Source organism: Streptomyces atroolivaceus, from assembly GCF_000717025.1.
Taxonomy (GTDB): Bacteria; Actinomycetota; Actinomycetes; order Streptomycetales; family Streptomycetaceae; genus Streptomyces; species Streptomyces atroolivaceus.
The window spans coordinates 134,433-149,030 of record NZ_JNXG01000010.1; the positions used below are offsets into that span (position 1 = coordinate 134,433).

Here is a 14,598-nt window from a genome sequence, read left to right on the forward strand (position 1 = left end):
CGCTCAGCCGGGGAAGCGCCCGGTGCTCCGCAGCGCCCAGCGGCGCTCCGCGTAGGCCAGGTCGTCGCGCCAGAGCCGGCCGGCCGTCCGGCGCATCAACGGCCTCAGCGCGGGCGCGACGGCTCGCGCCAGGGCGAAGCCCCGCCGGTCCGAGGCCGCGACGACGGCCTCGACCACGGCCGTCCGCGGGGCCGTCGCACCGGGTGGGGTGAGCGGCGTGGCGTGGGTCTCCACCACCGACCCGGAGCCCTCGCCGTCCGTGATGTGCATGACCACCGTGCGCGGTCCGGGCGCGGTGAACACCGCCCGCACCGGAACCACCAGCCGTCCGGCGACCTTGAACGAGACGTCGACGGCGAACGCGTCGTCCCCGGCGTCCTCGGGAGTGCCGGTCACCCTCAGTCCGACGAACGCGTACGGGTGGAACCAGGAACCGTGCCAGGGGTCCAGCCGGTTGGCGACCACGTCCTCGGGTTCGCACCGGCCCACCGCCGTGAACACCGCCTCCACCGCGGCCGCCGGTACGGGTCTCGCCGGTACGACGGGGCGTTCCAGCGGAGCTTCGCCACCGGCCGGGTCCAGCCGCACCCAGACCAGCACCCCGTCGTCGTGCACGGGATACGGCTCCCATCCGGCGAACGGCCCGCCGTCCAGGGCCAGGCCGTGCCAGTGGCACACGAGCGTCCCGCACGCCACCCGGCTGTCGCGCAACGGGGCTCCCAGATGGGGGCACTCCCCCGGCCCGGCGTGCAGCGCACCGGCCCCGGACCGCCACAGGACGACCTCCACCCCGGCGACCGTCCGCCCGTACGGGCGGTCCCGCCCGCCGATCTCCCGGGAGGCCCCGACGACGTACCAGTTGCCCGACGGCCGGGCGGCGGCACGCTTCAGGGCTTCGGCGATCAGTGCGGGCTTCGCCTCACGCCAGGTGGGAGTCTGCCGCTCCCAGCGGGGAGCGCGCCGCACCCGCAGGGGTGACGTCCATGTCCTCCGTCGGCGCGGACCGTTCACCGGAGGGAGCCCTCCGCTCCGGCGACCGCTCCCTGCGCCGGGCCGGGCGGCCGGGTGCGCATCCGTGCTCCCAGGATCCGTACGACACCGGCCGCGGCGGTGACGGCCCGCCGGCGCCTCCGCACCACGGCACGCCGGTGCAGCACCCGGTGGTCGTCGGCTGCGATCGCGTCGAGGATCCCCCGGTACAGGACGAACGCCGTACGGATGCAGGGCCGTACCCGCGGCTCCAGCATGGCGATGCCCGGCGCCGCCTCCCGGTAGACGGCCCGGATCACCGCCTCGGCCTCCACGAAGGCCGCCCGGATCCGCGGGTCGTGACGTCCGGTGCGGCGGCTCCACTCCAGCAGGGGCCGGTCCACGCCGTGGGCGCCGAGCAGGTCCGCCGGCAGGTAGACGCGCCCGCGGTCCAGGTCCTCGCCCACGTCCCGCAGGAAGTTGGTCAGCTGGAAGGCCACACCGAGGGCGGCCGCGTGCGGAGCCGCCTTCTCCCTGGCCACGACCGCCCCGAGCACGGGCAGCATCTGGAGGCCGATCACCGCTGCCGAACCGTGCATGTAGGCCCGCAGATCGGCGTACGTCGGATAGTCGGTGACGGTGAGATCGCTGCGCATGGACGCCATGAAGTCGGCGAACAGGGCGTGGTCGATGGCGTAGCGCCGGGCGGTGTCCGACACTGCCCTGACCACGGGCTCGTCACCGCTTCCCGTGCGGAGTGCGTGGGCCAGGTCGTTCTCCAGCAGACGCAGCAGACGGTCGCGTTCCCCGGTGGGCTGCCTGCGGTCCAGGTCGTCCACGATGTCGTCGGCCCACCGGGCGAAGCCGTACAGCGCGTGCACCGCGCAGCGGCGTTCGACGGGCAGCAGCCGGGTGGCCAGGAAGTACGTCCGGCCGTGCTGCGCGTTGAGCTGGCGGCACCGGGCGTAGGCGGCGCGCAGGTCGGGCCCGGTGATCCCTGCGGCGTCCAGTTCACGTCGGTTCATCTGGCATGCCCTTCGGTGACGGGGGGACGACGGCGCGCACCCGTAGCGCGGGGAGGGCCCGTGATGCGGGCGGCGGCGAGCTTGCCGCTGACGAGGACGGTGGGCACGCCCACCCCGGGTGTGGTTCCGCATCCGGCGAGGACGACGTTGTCGTGACCGCGTACGAGGTTGCGGGGCCGGAAGGGGCCGGTCTGCGCGAAGGTGTGCGACACGGAGAAGGGGGTCCCCGCGGCGAGCCCCTGGGCCGCCCAGTCCATCGGCGTGACCAGCAGTTCCCGTTCCATCGACGCCTCGAAGCCGTGGAGCCCCCGGCGTTCCAGCTCCGCCAGCAGACTGTCCCGGTAGCGCGGTCCCAGGCCGCGCCAGGCACCCGCCGAGTAGCCGGCGGTGGTGTTGGGGCACGGGGCCAGGACGTAGTGCAGGTGCCGGCCGCGCGGCGCGAGGGACGGGTCGTGCGTCGTCGGACGGGTGATGAGCAGCGACGGGTCGCTCATCAGCCGCCCGGTCCGGGTGAGTTCGTCGAATGTGCGCTCCCAGGCCGCGCCGAAGGACAGCGTGTGGTGCGCCAGCTCCGGCCAGGTACGGTCCGTGCCGGCGTGCAGGATCACGGCCGACGGCGCGTGGCGCAGCGGCACGGGCCGGCGTGGCGTCCGGCCCAGGAGGCGGTGGACGACGGGCAGGTCCGGTGTCAGGACGACCGCGTCGCAGGCGATCCGTTCACCCGACTCCAGCCGTACGGCCCGGACGCGCCCCGCCGACCGTTCCAGTGCGCTCACCTCCGCGGACCAGCGGAACTCGCCTCCGGCGTCGGTGGCGGCGTCCGCCATCGCCCGGGGCAGTGCGTACATGCCGCCCTTCGGGAACCAGACGCCCGCGACCGTGTCCATGTAGGCGATGACGGCGTAGGCGGCGAGCGCCCGGGCCGGGGCGACTCCCGCGTACAGCGACTGGAAGGAGAACACCCTGCGCAGCCGGGGGTCCGAGAGGAATCTGGCGATCTGCGGATCGAGCCGGCCGAAGCCCCCCAGGGCCGCCAGCCGGGCCAGGTCCGGATGCAGGAGCTGGAAGGGCGAGTCGAAGTTGGTGTCGATGAAGCGGTGCATCTGTGCCTGGTAGAGCTTCTCCAGCCAGCGGCGCAGCCGGCGGTACCCCGCAGCCTCCGTCCCCCCGGCGAACCTCCGTACCTCGGCCTCCATGGCGTCGCCGTCCGTGTGGACGTCCAGGCCGCTGCCGTCCGCGAAGCGGGCCCGGTAGGCCGGGTGCAGCGGGACGAGCTCCACCCTCCGGTGAAGACTGTCCCCTACGGCGGCGAAGGCCTCGTCGGCCAGGTGCGGCATGGTCAGCACCGTCGGCCCGGTGTCGACCCGGTATCCGCCGAGTTCGAGCCGTCCCGCACGTCCTCCGGGCCCGGCGTGCCGTTCGACCACGGTCACCCGCCGTCCGGCGCCGAGGAGATGGAGGGCGGTCGCGAGGCCGGACAGTCCGGCGCCGATCACCACCACGTGGTCCGTGGGGCCGGACACGGTTCTCATCCGCCCTCCCCGTCCCGGACGGGGCCGGTGCCCACGGCCCTGGCCACCAGGGCGGCGAATTCCCGCCGGGCCCGGGCGTCCGCGCCGACGGACGCGAAGTGGCTCAGGCTCGACGCCGAGAGCTCGGCGATCTCCTCCTCCACCAGCACCCGCGCGCCCGTACGTTCCAGGGCGGCGCGCATCCGGTCGACCGTTCCTCCGCCACCTGTGACCCCCTCGGGGCCGAGCACGGCCAGAGCATCGGTGTCTCCCGACTCGGCGGCGCGCCGGAGAGCGACGGCGAGGAGGTAGGTGAGTTTGCGTCCGCGCAGGTCCTCGTCTGCGGGCTTCCCCGTCACGGCCGGATCCCCGAACGCGCCCAGCAGGTCGTCACGGAGCTGGAAGGCGAGTCCGGCGCACCGTCCGGCGGACCGCAGCCCGTCCGTGACGCGGACATCCGCCCCGGCCAGGGACGCCCCCAGGGCGAGCGGACGCTCCACGGTGTAGAGCGCGCTCTTGAGCGTCGCGATGTTCCTGGCCTGGGCGGTGTCGGACGAACCCGTCGCCTGTGCCCGCATGTCCAGGTACTGGCCGGCGACCATCTCGCCGCGCATCGCCTGCCACTCCCGGTGAAGCTGTTCGCCGTACGGGGACGCCAGCGCGGTCTCGGTGAGCAGATCGTCGGCCCACGCCAGCGCCAGGTCCCCGGCGAGCACCGCGGCGGTGGCCGAGTAGGACGCGGCGGAACCGCGCATGCGGCCCGCCTTGTGCACGCGTGCGAAATCCGCGTGCACGGCGGGCGCGCCCCGGCGTACCGGCGACTCGTCCATGACGTCGTCGTGCACCAGCGCGCAGGCCTGCAGAAGTTCCAGTGCGGCGCCGATGCGCAGCGGGGTCCGGGGGTCTCCGGCGCCTCCGGCGGCGAGCCAGCCGCACCAGACGAAGGCCGTCCGCAGCCTTTTGCCGCCGTGCAGGACGAATGTGGCGACCCGGGAGGCCACCTCCTCGGCGAACACGGGGTCGACGCGCCTGGCTTCCCGCAGCCTGGTCCGCAGGTACTCCGCGAGGACGGCGTCCACGGCCGCGGCCGCCTCTGCGGCAGTGTGCGGGGCCGGGCCTGGGCCTGTGCCCGCGCCGGAGCCGGGGTGGGGTCCGGCGATCCCGCCGGTGCCCGCCCGCGTCGCCCGTGGACCGAGCATGGAGAGCCCCTTTCGCCCGGTTGTCCGCTCGCGCGTCCACCGGTGCTTCCGGCCGCGAGGTTCGCGGATGCCCCTATGCCTGCCCGGCACACGGCCCTGTCGGAGCGGAGTTCACCCGGTCGGCGGACGGAAAGGAGGGATCCGGATCAGGAAGCCGCCGCAGCCCGGCGTCTTCCCGTCGGCGACGGCAGGCTGCGGCACGCAGAGCACCGGTGCGGCGGGAAGCCCTCGGCTCCTGTCAGGCCGTTCCGTTCCGGGCGGGCACGTGGACGCAAGGGCCGGCCGCTCTGTTCACTCGCTGTCCGACACCCAGGACGTGCGGCCCCCGTGGCGGTGGACCTTCACCTGGGGACGCGCGTTCCGCAGGGCCTCTCCGGGGCGCGAGGAACCGCAGCAGCGCCCCGGGACGGCGGTCATGCTGGTCACCTCACTGCCTGGGGACACCGCGGACGGGGTGCTTGCTCATGATCGAGACCCGGTTGAACGCGTTGATGGTGACGGCCACCCAGACCACGGCGGCCGTCTCGTCGTCCGACAGGGTCTGGCGTGCCGCGGCGTAGGCGTCCTCCTGAAGGGCGGCGTCCGCGGGGTGCGTCGTCGCCTCGGCCAGCGCGAGGGCGGCACGCTCCTGCGGGGTGAAGACCTCGGTGTCGCGCCAGGCTGCCAGCACTCCGAGCCGCTGAGCCGTCTCGCCCGCACGCAGCGCGGCCCGGGTGTGGACGTCCAGGCAGTACGCGCAGCCGTTGATCTGTGACACCCGGAGGTTGACGAGTTCGACCAGCGTGCGGTCCAGCCCCGCCTCCTGGGCCACCGCGCGCACCGCTTCGGCCGTGGCCGTCAGGGCGTGGTAGGCCTTCGGGCTCTGCTTGTCGACGTAGACCCGCTTCTCCGCACGGACTGCCTCCGTACCGTTCACTCCGGACTCCTCACCAGGGCGTGCCGCCCCTCGTCGTGCCGTTCGCCCGAACGGGCGACGGCTTATCATCAAGCATGATTGTTGAACATGAAAGCACCGTTGTCGCGCAGGGGGTCCCGCGATGAGCGGAGTCGGCATGGGCCGGGACACCGCGCGCACGGCCGCCGGTGACCGGGAGCCGGCCCTCGGCACCGGCGTCGACGTGCTGACACCACGCGACGTGCCGCTGGGCGGCCCGAGGGCGATGACGGTGCGGCGCACGCTGCCGCAGAGAGCCCGCACGCTCATCGGGGCCTGGTGCTTCATCGACCACTACGGTCCCGACGACGTCGCCGAGACGGGCGGAATGGATGTGGCCCCGCATCCGCACATCGGCCTGCAGACCGTCAGCTGGCTGTTCAGCGGGGAGATCGAGCACCGCGACAGCATGGGGAGCCACGCCTTCGTGCGCCCAGGAGAGCTGAACCTCATGACCGGTGGTCACGGAATCAGCCACACGGAGGTCTCCACCCCCGGAACCACGGTTCTGCACGGCGTCCAGCTGTGGGTGGCGCTTCCTGAAGGACACCGGGACACGGGGCGCGACTTCCGGCACCATGCGCCGGAGCCGGTCCGCCAGGACGGAGCCGTGATCAGGGTGTTCCTCGGATCCCTCGCCGGAGACACCTCGCCGGTCCCCACCTTCACCCCACTGCTCGGTGCCGAGATCGTTCTCGCCCCGCATTCCACCACGACCCTGGACACCGACCCCGCCTTCGAACACGGCCTCCTCGTCGACCAGGGGGACATCCGCACGGACGGGACGCTGCTGCGCGGTGGCGAACTGGGCTACCTCGGCCCGGGGAACGCAGAGGTGACCCTGGTCAACGAGACGGACGCGCCCGCTCGGGCGGTGCTCGTGGGCGGAACCCCGTTCGGGGAACGGATCGTCATGTGGTGGAACTTCGTGGGCCGTAGCCATGAGGACATCGTCGAGGCGCGGCAGGACTGGGAGGCCGGCTCCGGCCGCTTCGGTCATGTCGACGGCTACCCCGGCGACCGTATCCCCGCCCCGGCCCTCCCCAATGCCACCATCGCACCGCGTGGCAACCCGACCCGCCCGAAAGGCAGCACACGATGAACCAGGCCACCACCCCGATCGTCCGGAACGTGGACGCCAGGCACCGCTACGAGATCCTGGTCGACGGAGAAAGGGCGGGGTTCACCGCCTACCGCGACCGCGACGGGCAGCGCGTGTTCTTCCACACCGAGATCGATGACGCTTTCGCGGGCCGGGGACTGGCCTCCGTCCTCGTACGGGAGGCGTTGAGCGACGTGCGGTCCTCGGGTGGGCGGATCGTTCCGGTCTGTCCCTACGTGGCGAAGTTCCTCAAGAAGCAGGAGGAGTTCGCCGACCTCACCGACCCGGTCACGCCCGAGATCCTGCAGTGGCTGGAGACCACCCTGGCTCGCTGAACACCCTCTCCCACGCCCCGCCACGCCCGGACGGCGGGCGGGGCGTGGCCCTGGGGCTCCGTCAGGCGGGCCGCAGCTCGAACCAGTCGAACGCCGGGGCGCCCCGGGTCGCGTACATGCCGAGGACTCGGCCGGTGAATCCACCCGCTACCTCCGTGGTCACGTAACGGCCGTCGAGTTCGGCGAGGATCTCGAAAGATCCGTCGTCCGTCTCGTACCCCAGGCGGAGGGTGTCGGGGCCGCCGACGCGGAGGCCGGACGGCGCCGCGGCGTCGGGGTCCGCAGGACGTACGGTGACCGTGGGCGGCAGGACGCCCGTGGTGGTCACGTCGACCCGCAGTGTCAGAGGGCCCGTCGGCACGGCCCGCTCGGCCACGGTCTGACGCACCGGGCCGATGCGGGCGACCGCACGCACCACTCCCTCTTCCGTCTCCACCTGGTAGTGATGCGCCTCGTCGAGCCGTACGGCGAGGCCGCCACGGCCTCCTCGGCCGGTGTCGATCCGCGTCCGGGCACTGCAGTCCGCAGCACGCTGGCGCCGTCCCACGAACACCGCGCCGGGCTGGTCCAGCCCGTCCGCACGGGCGTGCAGCACCAGGTGGCCCGGCTGCTCGTCCAGTCGGACAGCGGAGGGATCGCGGCTCCTCAGGGAGACCCAGCACGGCGCGAGCGCGCCGGAGCCGAAGTCGTCGCGATCCGGCTCGGCGGGCCAGGGGTGCGGGACCAGTCCCGGGGCGGGGGCGCGGAGTTCCAGCGGCCCCGGCAGCGGCCACTCGTCCTCCCACCTCACGGGAGCCAGGAATGTCTCCCGGCCCATACCGTGGAACCCCGGGGTGTCCCCACGGGGCCGGGTGCCCAGGAGCACCATCCACCACGTTCCGTCGTGCGCCTGCACCAGGTCGCCGTGGCCGGTGCTCTGCACCGGGTGACCTGTACTGCGGTGGGACAGCACGGGGTTGCCCGGGTGCGGTTCGAAGGGTCCCTGCAGAGAGCGGGCCCTGGCCACGGACATCGCGTGCCCGCGCTCCGTCCCGCCCTCCGACAACAGCAGATACCACCAGCCGCCGACCTGGTAGAGGTGCGGGCCCTCGGGGTACTGGAGCCCGCTGCCCGACCACATCTCCACCGGTTCGCCGAGCAGCTCGCCCGTCCTGGGATCGATGCGCACCCCGCGGATACCGTCGTGGGAGAACACGCACCAGCAGTGCCCCTCCTCGTCCCAGGCCAGATCGGGGTCGATGCCGGGTATACCGACCGGCACGGGTTCCGACCACGGCCCCGCGGGATCCTCGGCGGTCACCAGGACGGTGCCCGCATCGGCGACTACGGTCGTGATCATCCAGAAGCGTCCGTCGTGGTGCCGAAGCGTGGGCGCGTACACCCCGCACGAGGACGGGGCCGTCTCGGGAAGCGTCAACTGCGAGGGCCGGTCCAGCGCGTGTCCGACCAGCCGCCAGTGCACGAGGTCCCGGCTGTGCCACAGCGGCACCCCCGGTACGTACTCGAAACTGGACGTGGCCACGTAGTAGTCCTCGCCCACGCGGCAGATGCTCGGATCCGGGCTGAAGCCGGGTATCACGGGATTGTCGAAGAACGCCATGGTCCGTCCTCGGAGCTGGGGCCAGGACCGAGTCCCAAGGCCATGATCGTTGAAGCGCTTCGACGATGGCAGCCGTTCGGAGGAACGTCAAGAGTCTCTACCGAACACACGGATTCCGCACGAAGACCGAGCGTGCGGGGACCGGATCCTGCGCCCGGGCGACATCCTGAGGGGCGAGCCGACTCACCGGAGGCCTGGATCGAAGCGCTTCGACTAACCGATCACGCGAACGCCTCGCAACCCGTCGGGCGTGGGAACCGGCGACGCCGGGTCCCTCACCGAACGCCCGGTCAGCGCGTACTCCAGTGTCGCGGAGGCCCCGTGGTCGTAGTCGGAGTCGCCCGGCTCCACATGGGCACGGCCCTTGATGTGAGGCGCGAAGCCGTCGGCGAGGTACTCCTTGTTGGCCTCCCGGCCACGTGGAGAAGCCCCTGATGTGGGTGTCCGAGTGGTCGTAGCCCGTGTTGTGGCCGGTGTCGGGCGAGAACTTCTGGCCTGCGTACGCGTACTCGTCAAGAGTTGCGGCGGGCCGGAGACCTCCGAGGAGGCCGCACCCCTCGTCCGCTCGTGGACGCCCGGCTTCCGAGTGCGGGAAGGAGCTTCCGGCTCCAAGGTCGAGGGAGGACGCGGACGGGCCTGCCTGTGGCGGCGACCTGCCCGTTGCACCCCGGAGGCGATGCCGTGAGCCCGTACCGCACCACGACAGGGCTGATGTCGCACGCACCGGCGAACGAGAGCGACCTGCTCCCACGGTGGGCACGGCTCGCACCGTTGGCGCTGGTGGCACTCGCGCTGGCGATCGACCTCCCCACTCCGGGAGCCTTCAGCGGAGACGTGTTCCTGATCCTCAGCTCCATGATCGCGTCCTGCGTGTACTCGCTGCGGGCCGTGGTCGGAGTGGCCGTCCTCAACAGTCTGGCCGGGCTGGTCCTTCTCTTCGCGGGACACCTCTCGTCCGACGGCGGTCACGCCGTGGTCGACTACGTCTCCATGGTGGTCCTCGCCTGGGCGTCCGTTCCCCTGTGCCGGCTGCGGCTGTCCCTCCGACGCCGGCTCCAGGGAGCCGAACGGGTGGCGGAGAGCGCCCAGCGCGCCGTGCTCCCGCCCGTACGGGCGTGGTGGGGGGACACCTGGATCGCGGTCCGCTACGAAGCGGCGTCCGCCGCGGCGTCCGTCGGCGGCGACCTCTACGCGGCGGAGCACACCCCGTACGGTGTGCGCCTGCTCATCGGTGACGTCCGCGGCAAGGGGCTGAACTCCATTCCCGGCGTCGCCGCCCTGGTGGGCAGTTTCCACGAAGCCGCGCACCACACCCCGACCCTGTCGGAGCTGGCCCGCCACCTCGACGAGGCCGTCACCCGGCACACCCGGGAGACCGCCGCGGTCAGCGGTGAGACCACCGTGAGCGGCGAACACTTCATCACAGCGGCCATCGCCCAGATCCCGGACGACGGTACAGAGGTACGTCTCATCAGCCGCGGGCACTGTCCGGCGTTCCTGGTGAGTGACAGTTCCCTGCAGGTCTGGGAGCCCGAACATCCCGGACTGCCTCTGGGTCTCGGCGAGTTCGACACCGGCCTGTGGAACGACGAGTCCCGTCCCTTCGGCCCCGGCCACCTGCTCCTGCTCCTGCTGTGCACGGACGGCCTCCTGGAGGCCCGTGACTCCGAGGGACGGTTCTACGCACCCCACGAGGACCTCCGCCAGTCGTGGCGCCAGGGGCCACCGGCTGTCGTGGAGAGGCTCACCCGGGCGGTCCACACCCATACCGACGGGGTCCTGACCGACGATCTGGCCCTTGTCGCCGTCACCCGTGTGGAGCATGCTCCACCGAGGACGGGCGGGTGACACCGGAGCCGTGACCACTGCGGGCACCGGTCGGCAGTACGACGCGGACCGGCGCGTGAGCGGCGGGAGGGGAGTCCGCACGCCTCCCGCGCTCGGTGCGCCTCGCTCCCCCGTCAGCGCAGCGTGGCGTACACGATGAGGTTGTCGACGGGGTGGCCGGCCGCGTCGAACGCCCCGTCGCACGTGATCAGCCGAAGCACACGCTCGTCGGTGGCCCCGTAGACCTTCTCGGTGGGGAACGCGTTCTTGCGGACCGTCTCCGTGCCGGTGACCGTGAAGTGAGCCTCCTTGCCCTCACCGCCGTAGACGGTGATGCCCTCGCCTACGCCGATCGTGTGCAGGTCGTGGAAGACGGCCTCGCCGAACCGTGTGTCGTTGTGACCGATGAGTACCGCGGCACCGGGCTCTCCGGGCACGGCACCGCCCGCGTACCAGCCGGCCGTCATGCCCTTCTCGGCCGGCGGGACCTCGACCGTGCCGTCCTCGTTGAGGCCCAGCCGCAGCAGTTCGCTGTCTATCCCCAGCGACGGGACCGTCAGCCGCGTAGGCGCCGGCGCCTTGGGCGCTTCCGGCACGGCGCGTGCGTGCGACGCCGTCCTGGCGGAGGGCTCGGGCGCGTCGCCCGCTCCGCAGCCGGTGACAGTGGCGAGCAGCAGACCGGCTGCGGCCATGGCCACGGCACCCGGCCTGGACGAGTGCGGTGTGAGGGGCATGAGTTCTCCGTGCGGTGGGCGAGTGGGAGCGGGAGGACGAACGGCGGGTGGCGCCACCCCCGGGTGGGGGCGGCGCCACCGTGGGGGTCAGCCGTTGCGCCGGGCGGCGGACCGGCGGCGGAGCACGAGGACACCGGCGCCCGCGACCAGCACCGCGCCGGCCGCGGGACCGTACAGCGCGGTGCCGTCGGTGCCCTGCGTCGGACGCTCCCCGGCGTCGACGCCGCCCCGCGGCACCGTGCCTGCCGGCACGGACTCCGCCGGGACCGGAGCGGCCGCCTCGGTGGGCTCGGCGCCGCCGGGCGCGGGGGTGGGACTCTGGCTCGCGGTGCTCCTGGCGGGCGCCGGCGTGGGCGAGGTGTCGGCGACGGCCACGGCGGACGGAAGCAGGACCGCTCCGAGGCCGGCGGCGGCGAGGACTGCGGTGCGCAGGGTGGGACGAAGGGACATGAAGAACTCCGATTCCAGCTCGGCGTTGGTGGTGCCCGCGCACTGATGCGCGTCGGGCGCCGGGCTTGCCCACAGACTGGAGCGAAGTTGTGAGGAAGCTGTCAGACCACCGTGTTCATCGGATCAGGGCCGGCCGGCGGGAGCCGCAGGGTGAACACCGACCCCTGGCCCACCGTGCTGGCCACGGCGGTCGTGCCGCCGTGTGCCTCTACGAGTTTGCGGACGATCGCCAGCCCCAGGCCGCTGCCCCCGGTGCGCCGGCTGCGTGACTTCTCCGCACGCCAGAAGCGGTCGAAGACGTACGGCAGGTCCTCCGGCGCCATGCCGCTGCCGGTGTCCGCGACCTCCACCACCACCCGTTCGTCCGCCCCGCCGGACCCGGTCGTGTACGACCGCAGCGTCACCCGCCCGCCGACCGGGGTGTGGCGTACGGCGTTCGACACCAGGTTGCCGATCGCCTGCCGCAGCCGGACCGGGTCGGCCGCGAGTTCGGGAACCGGTTCCTGCCCGTCCGGGGCGGCCACGGTGAGGCCGACCCCGGCCGCGTCGGCCTGCGCCTGGTGGGCCGCCACGACATGGGTGAGCAGTTCCTCGATCCGTACGGGCTCGGGGTGCAGGCGCAAGGCGCCGGCGTCGGCCGCCGACAGGTCCTGGAGGTCGTCGATGATGTGCTGCAGTTGCAGCGCCTCCTCCAGGAGCGAGGAGACGAACGTCGCGTCCGCGTCGGCGATACCGTCCTGGGCCCCCTCGAGCCATCCTCGGATGTTGCTCAGGGGGGTGCGCAGTTCGTGCGCGACATCGCTGACCATCACCTTGCGCTGTTCCTCCAGCCGCGCGCGATGTGCCGACATGTCGTTGAAGGCGGCCGCCAGCCGGCCGATCTCGTTGTCCGCGGCGACCACCACCTGCGACGGGGCCTCCCCGTCCCGCATGCGCTGGGCCGCTCCCGTGAGCGCGTGCAGGGGCCGCACGAGCCGGACTCCGGCGAGGACCGAGGCGCCGACGGTGAGCGCGAGGACGAGGGCCGCGACCCCGGTGATCTTCGCCGTGTTCGCGGGGGACAGCTCGAAGCCGGGGACGGCTCCGCCTCCCGGATCGCTGATGAACAGCAGTGCGGGTGAGGCGACATACGAACTGAGCTGCTCCTGGCGGGCGATGCCCACGCACGAGGCGATGTCGCGGTCGTTCTCGCTGTCGAGGGGCGCGGGAGTCGCGACCGCTGTCGGCGTGGGCTCCTGCGGAACACTGATGCTGGGAACCGGAACCGGAGTCGGCTCGGGCACGGCCGACGCCTGGGAGGCCTCCTCGCCCGAGTTCCAGGAGAGGTCGAGATCAAGGCGGACGGCTTCGCGCCCCTGCCGGTCCAGGCAGGCGTTGACGAGTTCGTTCAGCTCCGTGAGCGCCTTGGCCTCGGTGGCGGTGGGCCGGTCCAGGGCGTCCGTCGAGCACCGGCTGCCGCGTACGCGCTCCGGATCGTTGCCCACGACCTGGATCCGGGGCCGCCCGCTCGGTCCCTCCACCACATCCGAGGCGATCCCGGACCGGCTGAGGCACTGCACCGCCTCCTGCGCGGTGCGTCTCAACGACGTACGTTCTGCCTCGGACAGCCTGAACGGGCCGACGGCCCGCGGGTCGACCCGGTCGTTCCCGGAGCGCTGCTCCCCGTCCGTGCCCGGTGCCGCGACCGTCACGGACCCGGCCACCGCCTCCGGTCCGGAGGACACGGCGGCGACGGACAGCGGGTCGACGACCGCCGATGCCTGGGGAGGCAGAGCCGGCGGCGGGGAGGAGCCGGCGGAGTCCGCGAGTATCTCCCGGCTCTGCGTCGTCAGCGTGATCCGCCGGCCGGAATCGTCGGCGAGCTCGTCCACGGTGGCACCTGCGCCGTCCCAGGTGGGGTGTTCGGCCGCGTAGGCGAGCAGGGCGTCGAGGACACGGGTGTCGGCGGCGAGATTGCGGCCCTGCTCCTGCTCGATCGCACCGGACGTGGTCTGTACGGCCAGCCACGCGGTCGCGGCGACCGAACAGGCCGCGACGAGCGCCGACACCGCGAGCAGCCTGCCGAGGAGGCTCTTGCGCAACGGCAGCCGCAGGCGCTGCCCGCCGGGCTCAGTGCGCCGGGGCACGCGGGACCCCCTTCAGCGGGTCCATGAGTTTGTAGCCGACTCCGAAGACGGTGAGCAGCCGGACCGGGCGCCGGGGCGCGCGTTCGATCTTCTTACGGAGGTTCATGATGTGCACGTCGACCGTCCGGCTGCTGATGTACCGGTCGAACCCGTGGAGTTCGGCCAGCAGTTGCTCACGGGTGAAGACGCGTCCGGGCTCGGCGGCCATCGCCTCGAGGAGCCGGAACTCCCCCGGAGTGCACTCGACCCCCACACCGTCGACCGCCACCTCGTGACGAACGGGATCGACGGCGAGAGTCCCCACCCGCAGCACCTGCCCGTCCTCGGGTCCTCCGTCCCGCCGGGGGCTCCGGGTACGCCGCAGGAGCGTGCGCACGCGCGCCATGAGCTCCCGCGGGCTGTAGGGCTTGGTCATGTAGTCGTCCGCGCCCAGGTCCAGCCCGAGCAGCAGATCGTCCTCCGTCGCCCGGGCGGTCAGCATGAGGACCGCCACGTCCCTTTCCTCGGCGCGAAGGATGCGGACCACGTCCAAGCCGTCCGCCCGCGGCATCATCACGTCGAGGACGAGCAGGTCAGGCGCCCCCTGCCGGGCCTGCTCCAGGGCGGCGAGGCCGTCGGACACCACCGTGACCGCGTGGCCCTCACGTTCGAGGTAGCGGCGGACCAACTCGGCCTGTTTCGCGTCGTCTTCCGCGACTATGACGTTTGCGCACACGGGGATGATCGTAGAGGAGGCCCCCGGCCGCGGACCGCGCGCTGCCGCTGGGGGCCTCCGGCGGCGGCTGG

Annotated in this window: 14 protein-coding genes; 3 read left to right on the plus strand and 11 right to left on the minus strand. The window is 72.7% G+C overall.

What is annotated here, in order from left to right; all coding sequences use genetic code 11:
* Positions 1-3: 3 nt before the first annotated feature.
* The 6 genes from OO67_RS20495 to OO67_RS20515 all read right to left on the minus strand — a co-directional run bounded on the left by OO67_RS20495 (position 4) and on the right by OO67_RS20515 (position 5,620).
* The gene (locus tag OO67_RS20495; protein WP_033302471.1) at positions 4-1,011 is read right to left on the minus strand and encodes a DUF5914 domain-containing protein; all 1,008 of its coding nucleotides are present in this window, start codon (positions 1,009-1,011) and stop codon (positions 4-6) included.
* Positions 1,008-1,994 (minus strand): phytoene/squalene synthase family protein, encoded by a 987-nt coding sequence (locus OO67_RS20500; RefSeq protein ID WP_033302473.1) that lies wholly within the window; start codon positions 1,992-1,994, stop codon positions 1,008-1,010. The genes OO67_RS20495 and OO67_RS20500 overlap by 4 nt, the downstream gene beginning before the upstream one ends.
* Complete coding sequence (locus tag OO67_RS20505; RefSeq protein WP_033302474.1) at positions 1,991-3,526, minus strand: phytoene desaturase; 1,536 nt, start codon at positions 3,524-3,526, stop codon at positions 1,991-1,993. The genes OO67_RS20500 and OO67_RS20505 overlap by 4 nt, the downstream gene beginning before the upstream one ends.
* A complete protein-coding gene (locus tag OO67_RS20510) occupies positions 3,523-4,704 on the minus strand; it encodes a polyprenyl synthetase family protein (protein ID WP_033302476.1) in 1,182 nt (393 codons plus the stop codon). Before OO67_RS20510 ends, OO67_RS20505 begins: the two co-directional genes overlap by 4 nt.
* A gap of 291 nt (positions 4,705-4,995) precedes the next feature.
* A complete protein-coding gene (locus OO67_RS40500; RefSeq protein ID WP_279626904.1) occupies positions 4,996-5,121 on the minus strand; it encodes a hypothetical protein in 126 nt (41 codons plus the stop codon).
* A gap of 10 nt (positions 5,122-5,131) precedes the next feature.
* Positions 5,132-5,620 (minus strand): carboxymuconolactone decarboxylase family protein, encoded by a 489-nt coding sequence (locus tag OO67_RS20515; protein ID WP_033302478.1) that lies wholly within the window; start codon positions 5,618-5,620, stop codon positions 5,132-5,134.
* Positions 5,621-5,741: 121 nt separating this feature from the next.
* On the opposite strand from OO67_RS20515, the gene OO67_RS20520 reads away from it, so the two are divergent.
* The gene (locus OO67_RS20520; RefSeq protein WP_033302479.1) at positions 5,742-6,740 is read left to right on the plus strand and encodes a pirin family protein; all 999 of its coding nucleotides are present in this window, start codon (positions 5,742-5,744) and stop codon (positions 6,738-6,740) included.
* A complete protein-coding gene (locus tag OO67_RS20525; RefSeq protein ID WP_033302480.1) occupies positions 6,737-7,075 on the plus strand; it encodes a GNAT family N-acetyltransferase in 339 nt (112 codons plus the stop codon). Before OO67_RS20520 ends, OO67_RS20525 begins: the two co-directional genes overlap by 4 nt.
* Positions 7,076-7,136: 61 nt before the next feature.
* Here the strand turns inward: OO67_RS20525 and OO67_RS20530 are convergent, their stop codons facing one another.
* Positions 7,137-8,675: a glycoside hydrolase family 43 protein gene (locus OO67_RS20530; RefSeq protein ID WP_033302481.1), complete on the minus strand. Its 1,539-nt coding sequence runs from the start codon at positions 8,673-8,675 to the stop codon at positions 7,137-7,139.
* Between the two features lie 681 nt (positions 8,676-9,356).
* Between OO67_RS20530 and OO67_RS20535 the strand changes: the two genes are divergently transcribed.
* On the plus strand, positions 9,357-10,523 hold the full coding sequence (locus tag OO67_RS20535; protein ID WP_033302482.1) for a PP2C family protein-serine/threonine phosphatase: 1,167 nt from the start codon (positions 9,357-9,359) through the stop codon (positions 10,521-10,523).
* Positions 10,524-10,636: 113 nt separating this feature from the next.
* On the opposite strand, the gene OO67_RS20540 is transcribed toward OO67_RS20535, so the two are convergent.
* The 4 genes from OO67_RS20540 to OO67_RS20555 form a co-directional block, all read right to left on the minus strand.
* Complete coding sequence (locus tag OO67_RS20540; protein ID WP_033302484.1) at positions 10,637-11,236, minus strand: class F sortase; 600 nt, start codon at positions 11,234-11,236, stop codon at positions 10,637-10,639.
* A gap of 87 nt (positions 11,237-11,323) precedes the next feature.
* Positions 11,324-11,686 (minus strand): hypothetical protein, encoded by a 363-nt coding sequence (locus OO67_RS20545; RefSeq protein WP_033302485.1) that lies wholly within the window; start codon positions 11,684-11,686, stop codon positions 11,324-11,326.
* A 101-nt stretch (positions 11,687-11,787) separates the two neighbouring features.
* Positions 11,788-13,812, minus strand: a complete 2,025-nt coding sequence (locus OO67_RS20550; RefSeq protein ID WP_033302486.1) for a sensor histidine kinase — start codon at positions 13,810-13,812, stop codon at positions 11,788-11,790.
* On the minus strand, positions 13,796-14,527 hold the full coding sequence (locus OO67_RS20555) for a response regulator transcription factor (RefSeq protein WP_033302487.1): 732 nt from the start codon (positions 14,525-14,527) through the stop codon (positions 13,796-13,798). Before OO67_RS20555 ends, OO67_RS20550 begins: the two co-directional genes overlap by 17 nt.
* Positions 14,528-14,598 lie beyond the last annotated feature (71 nt).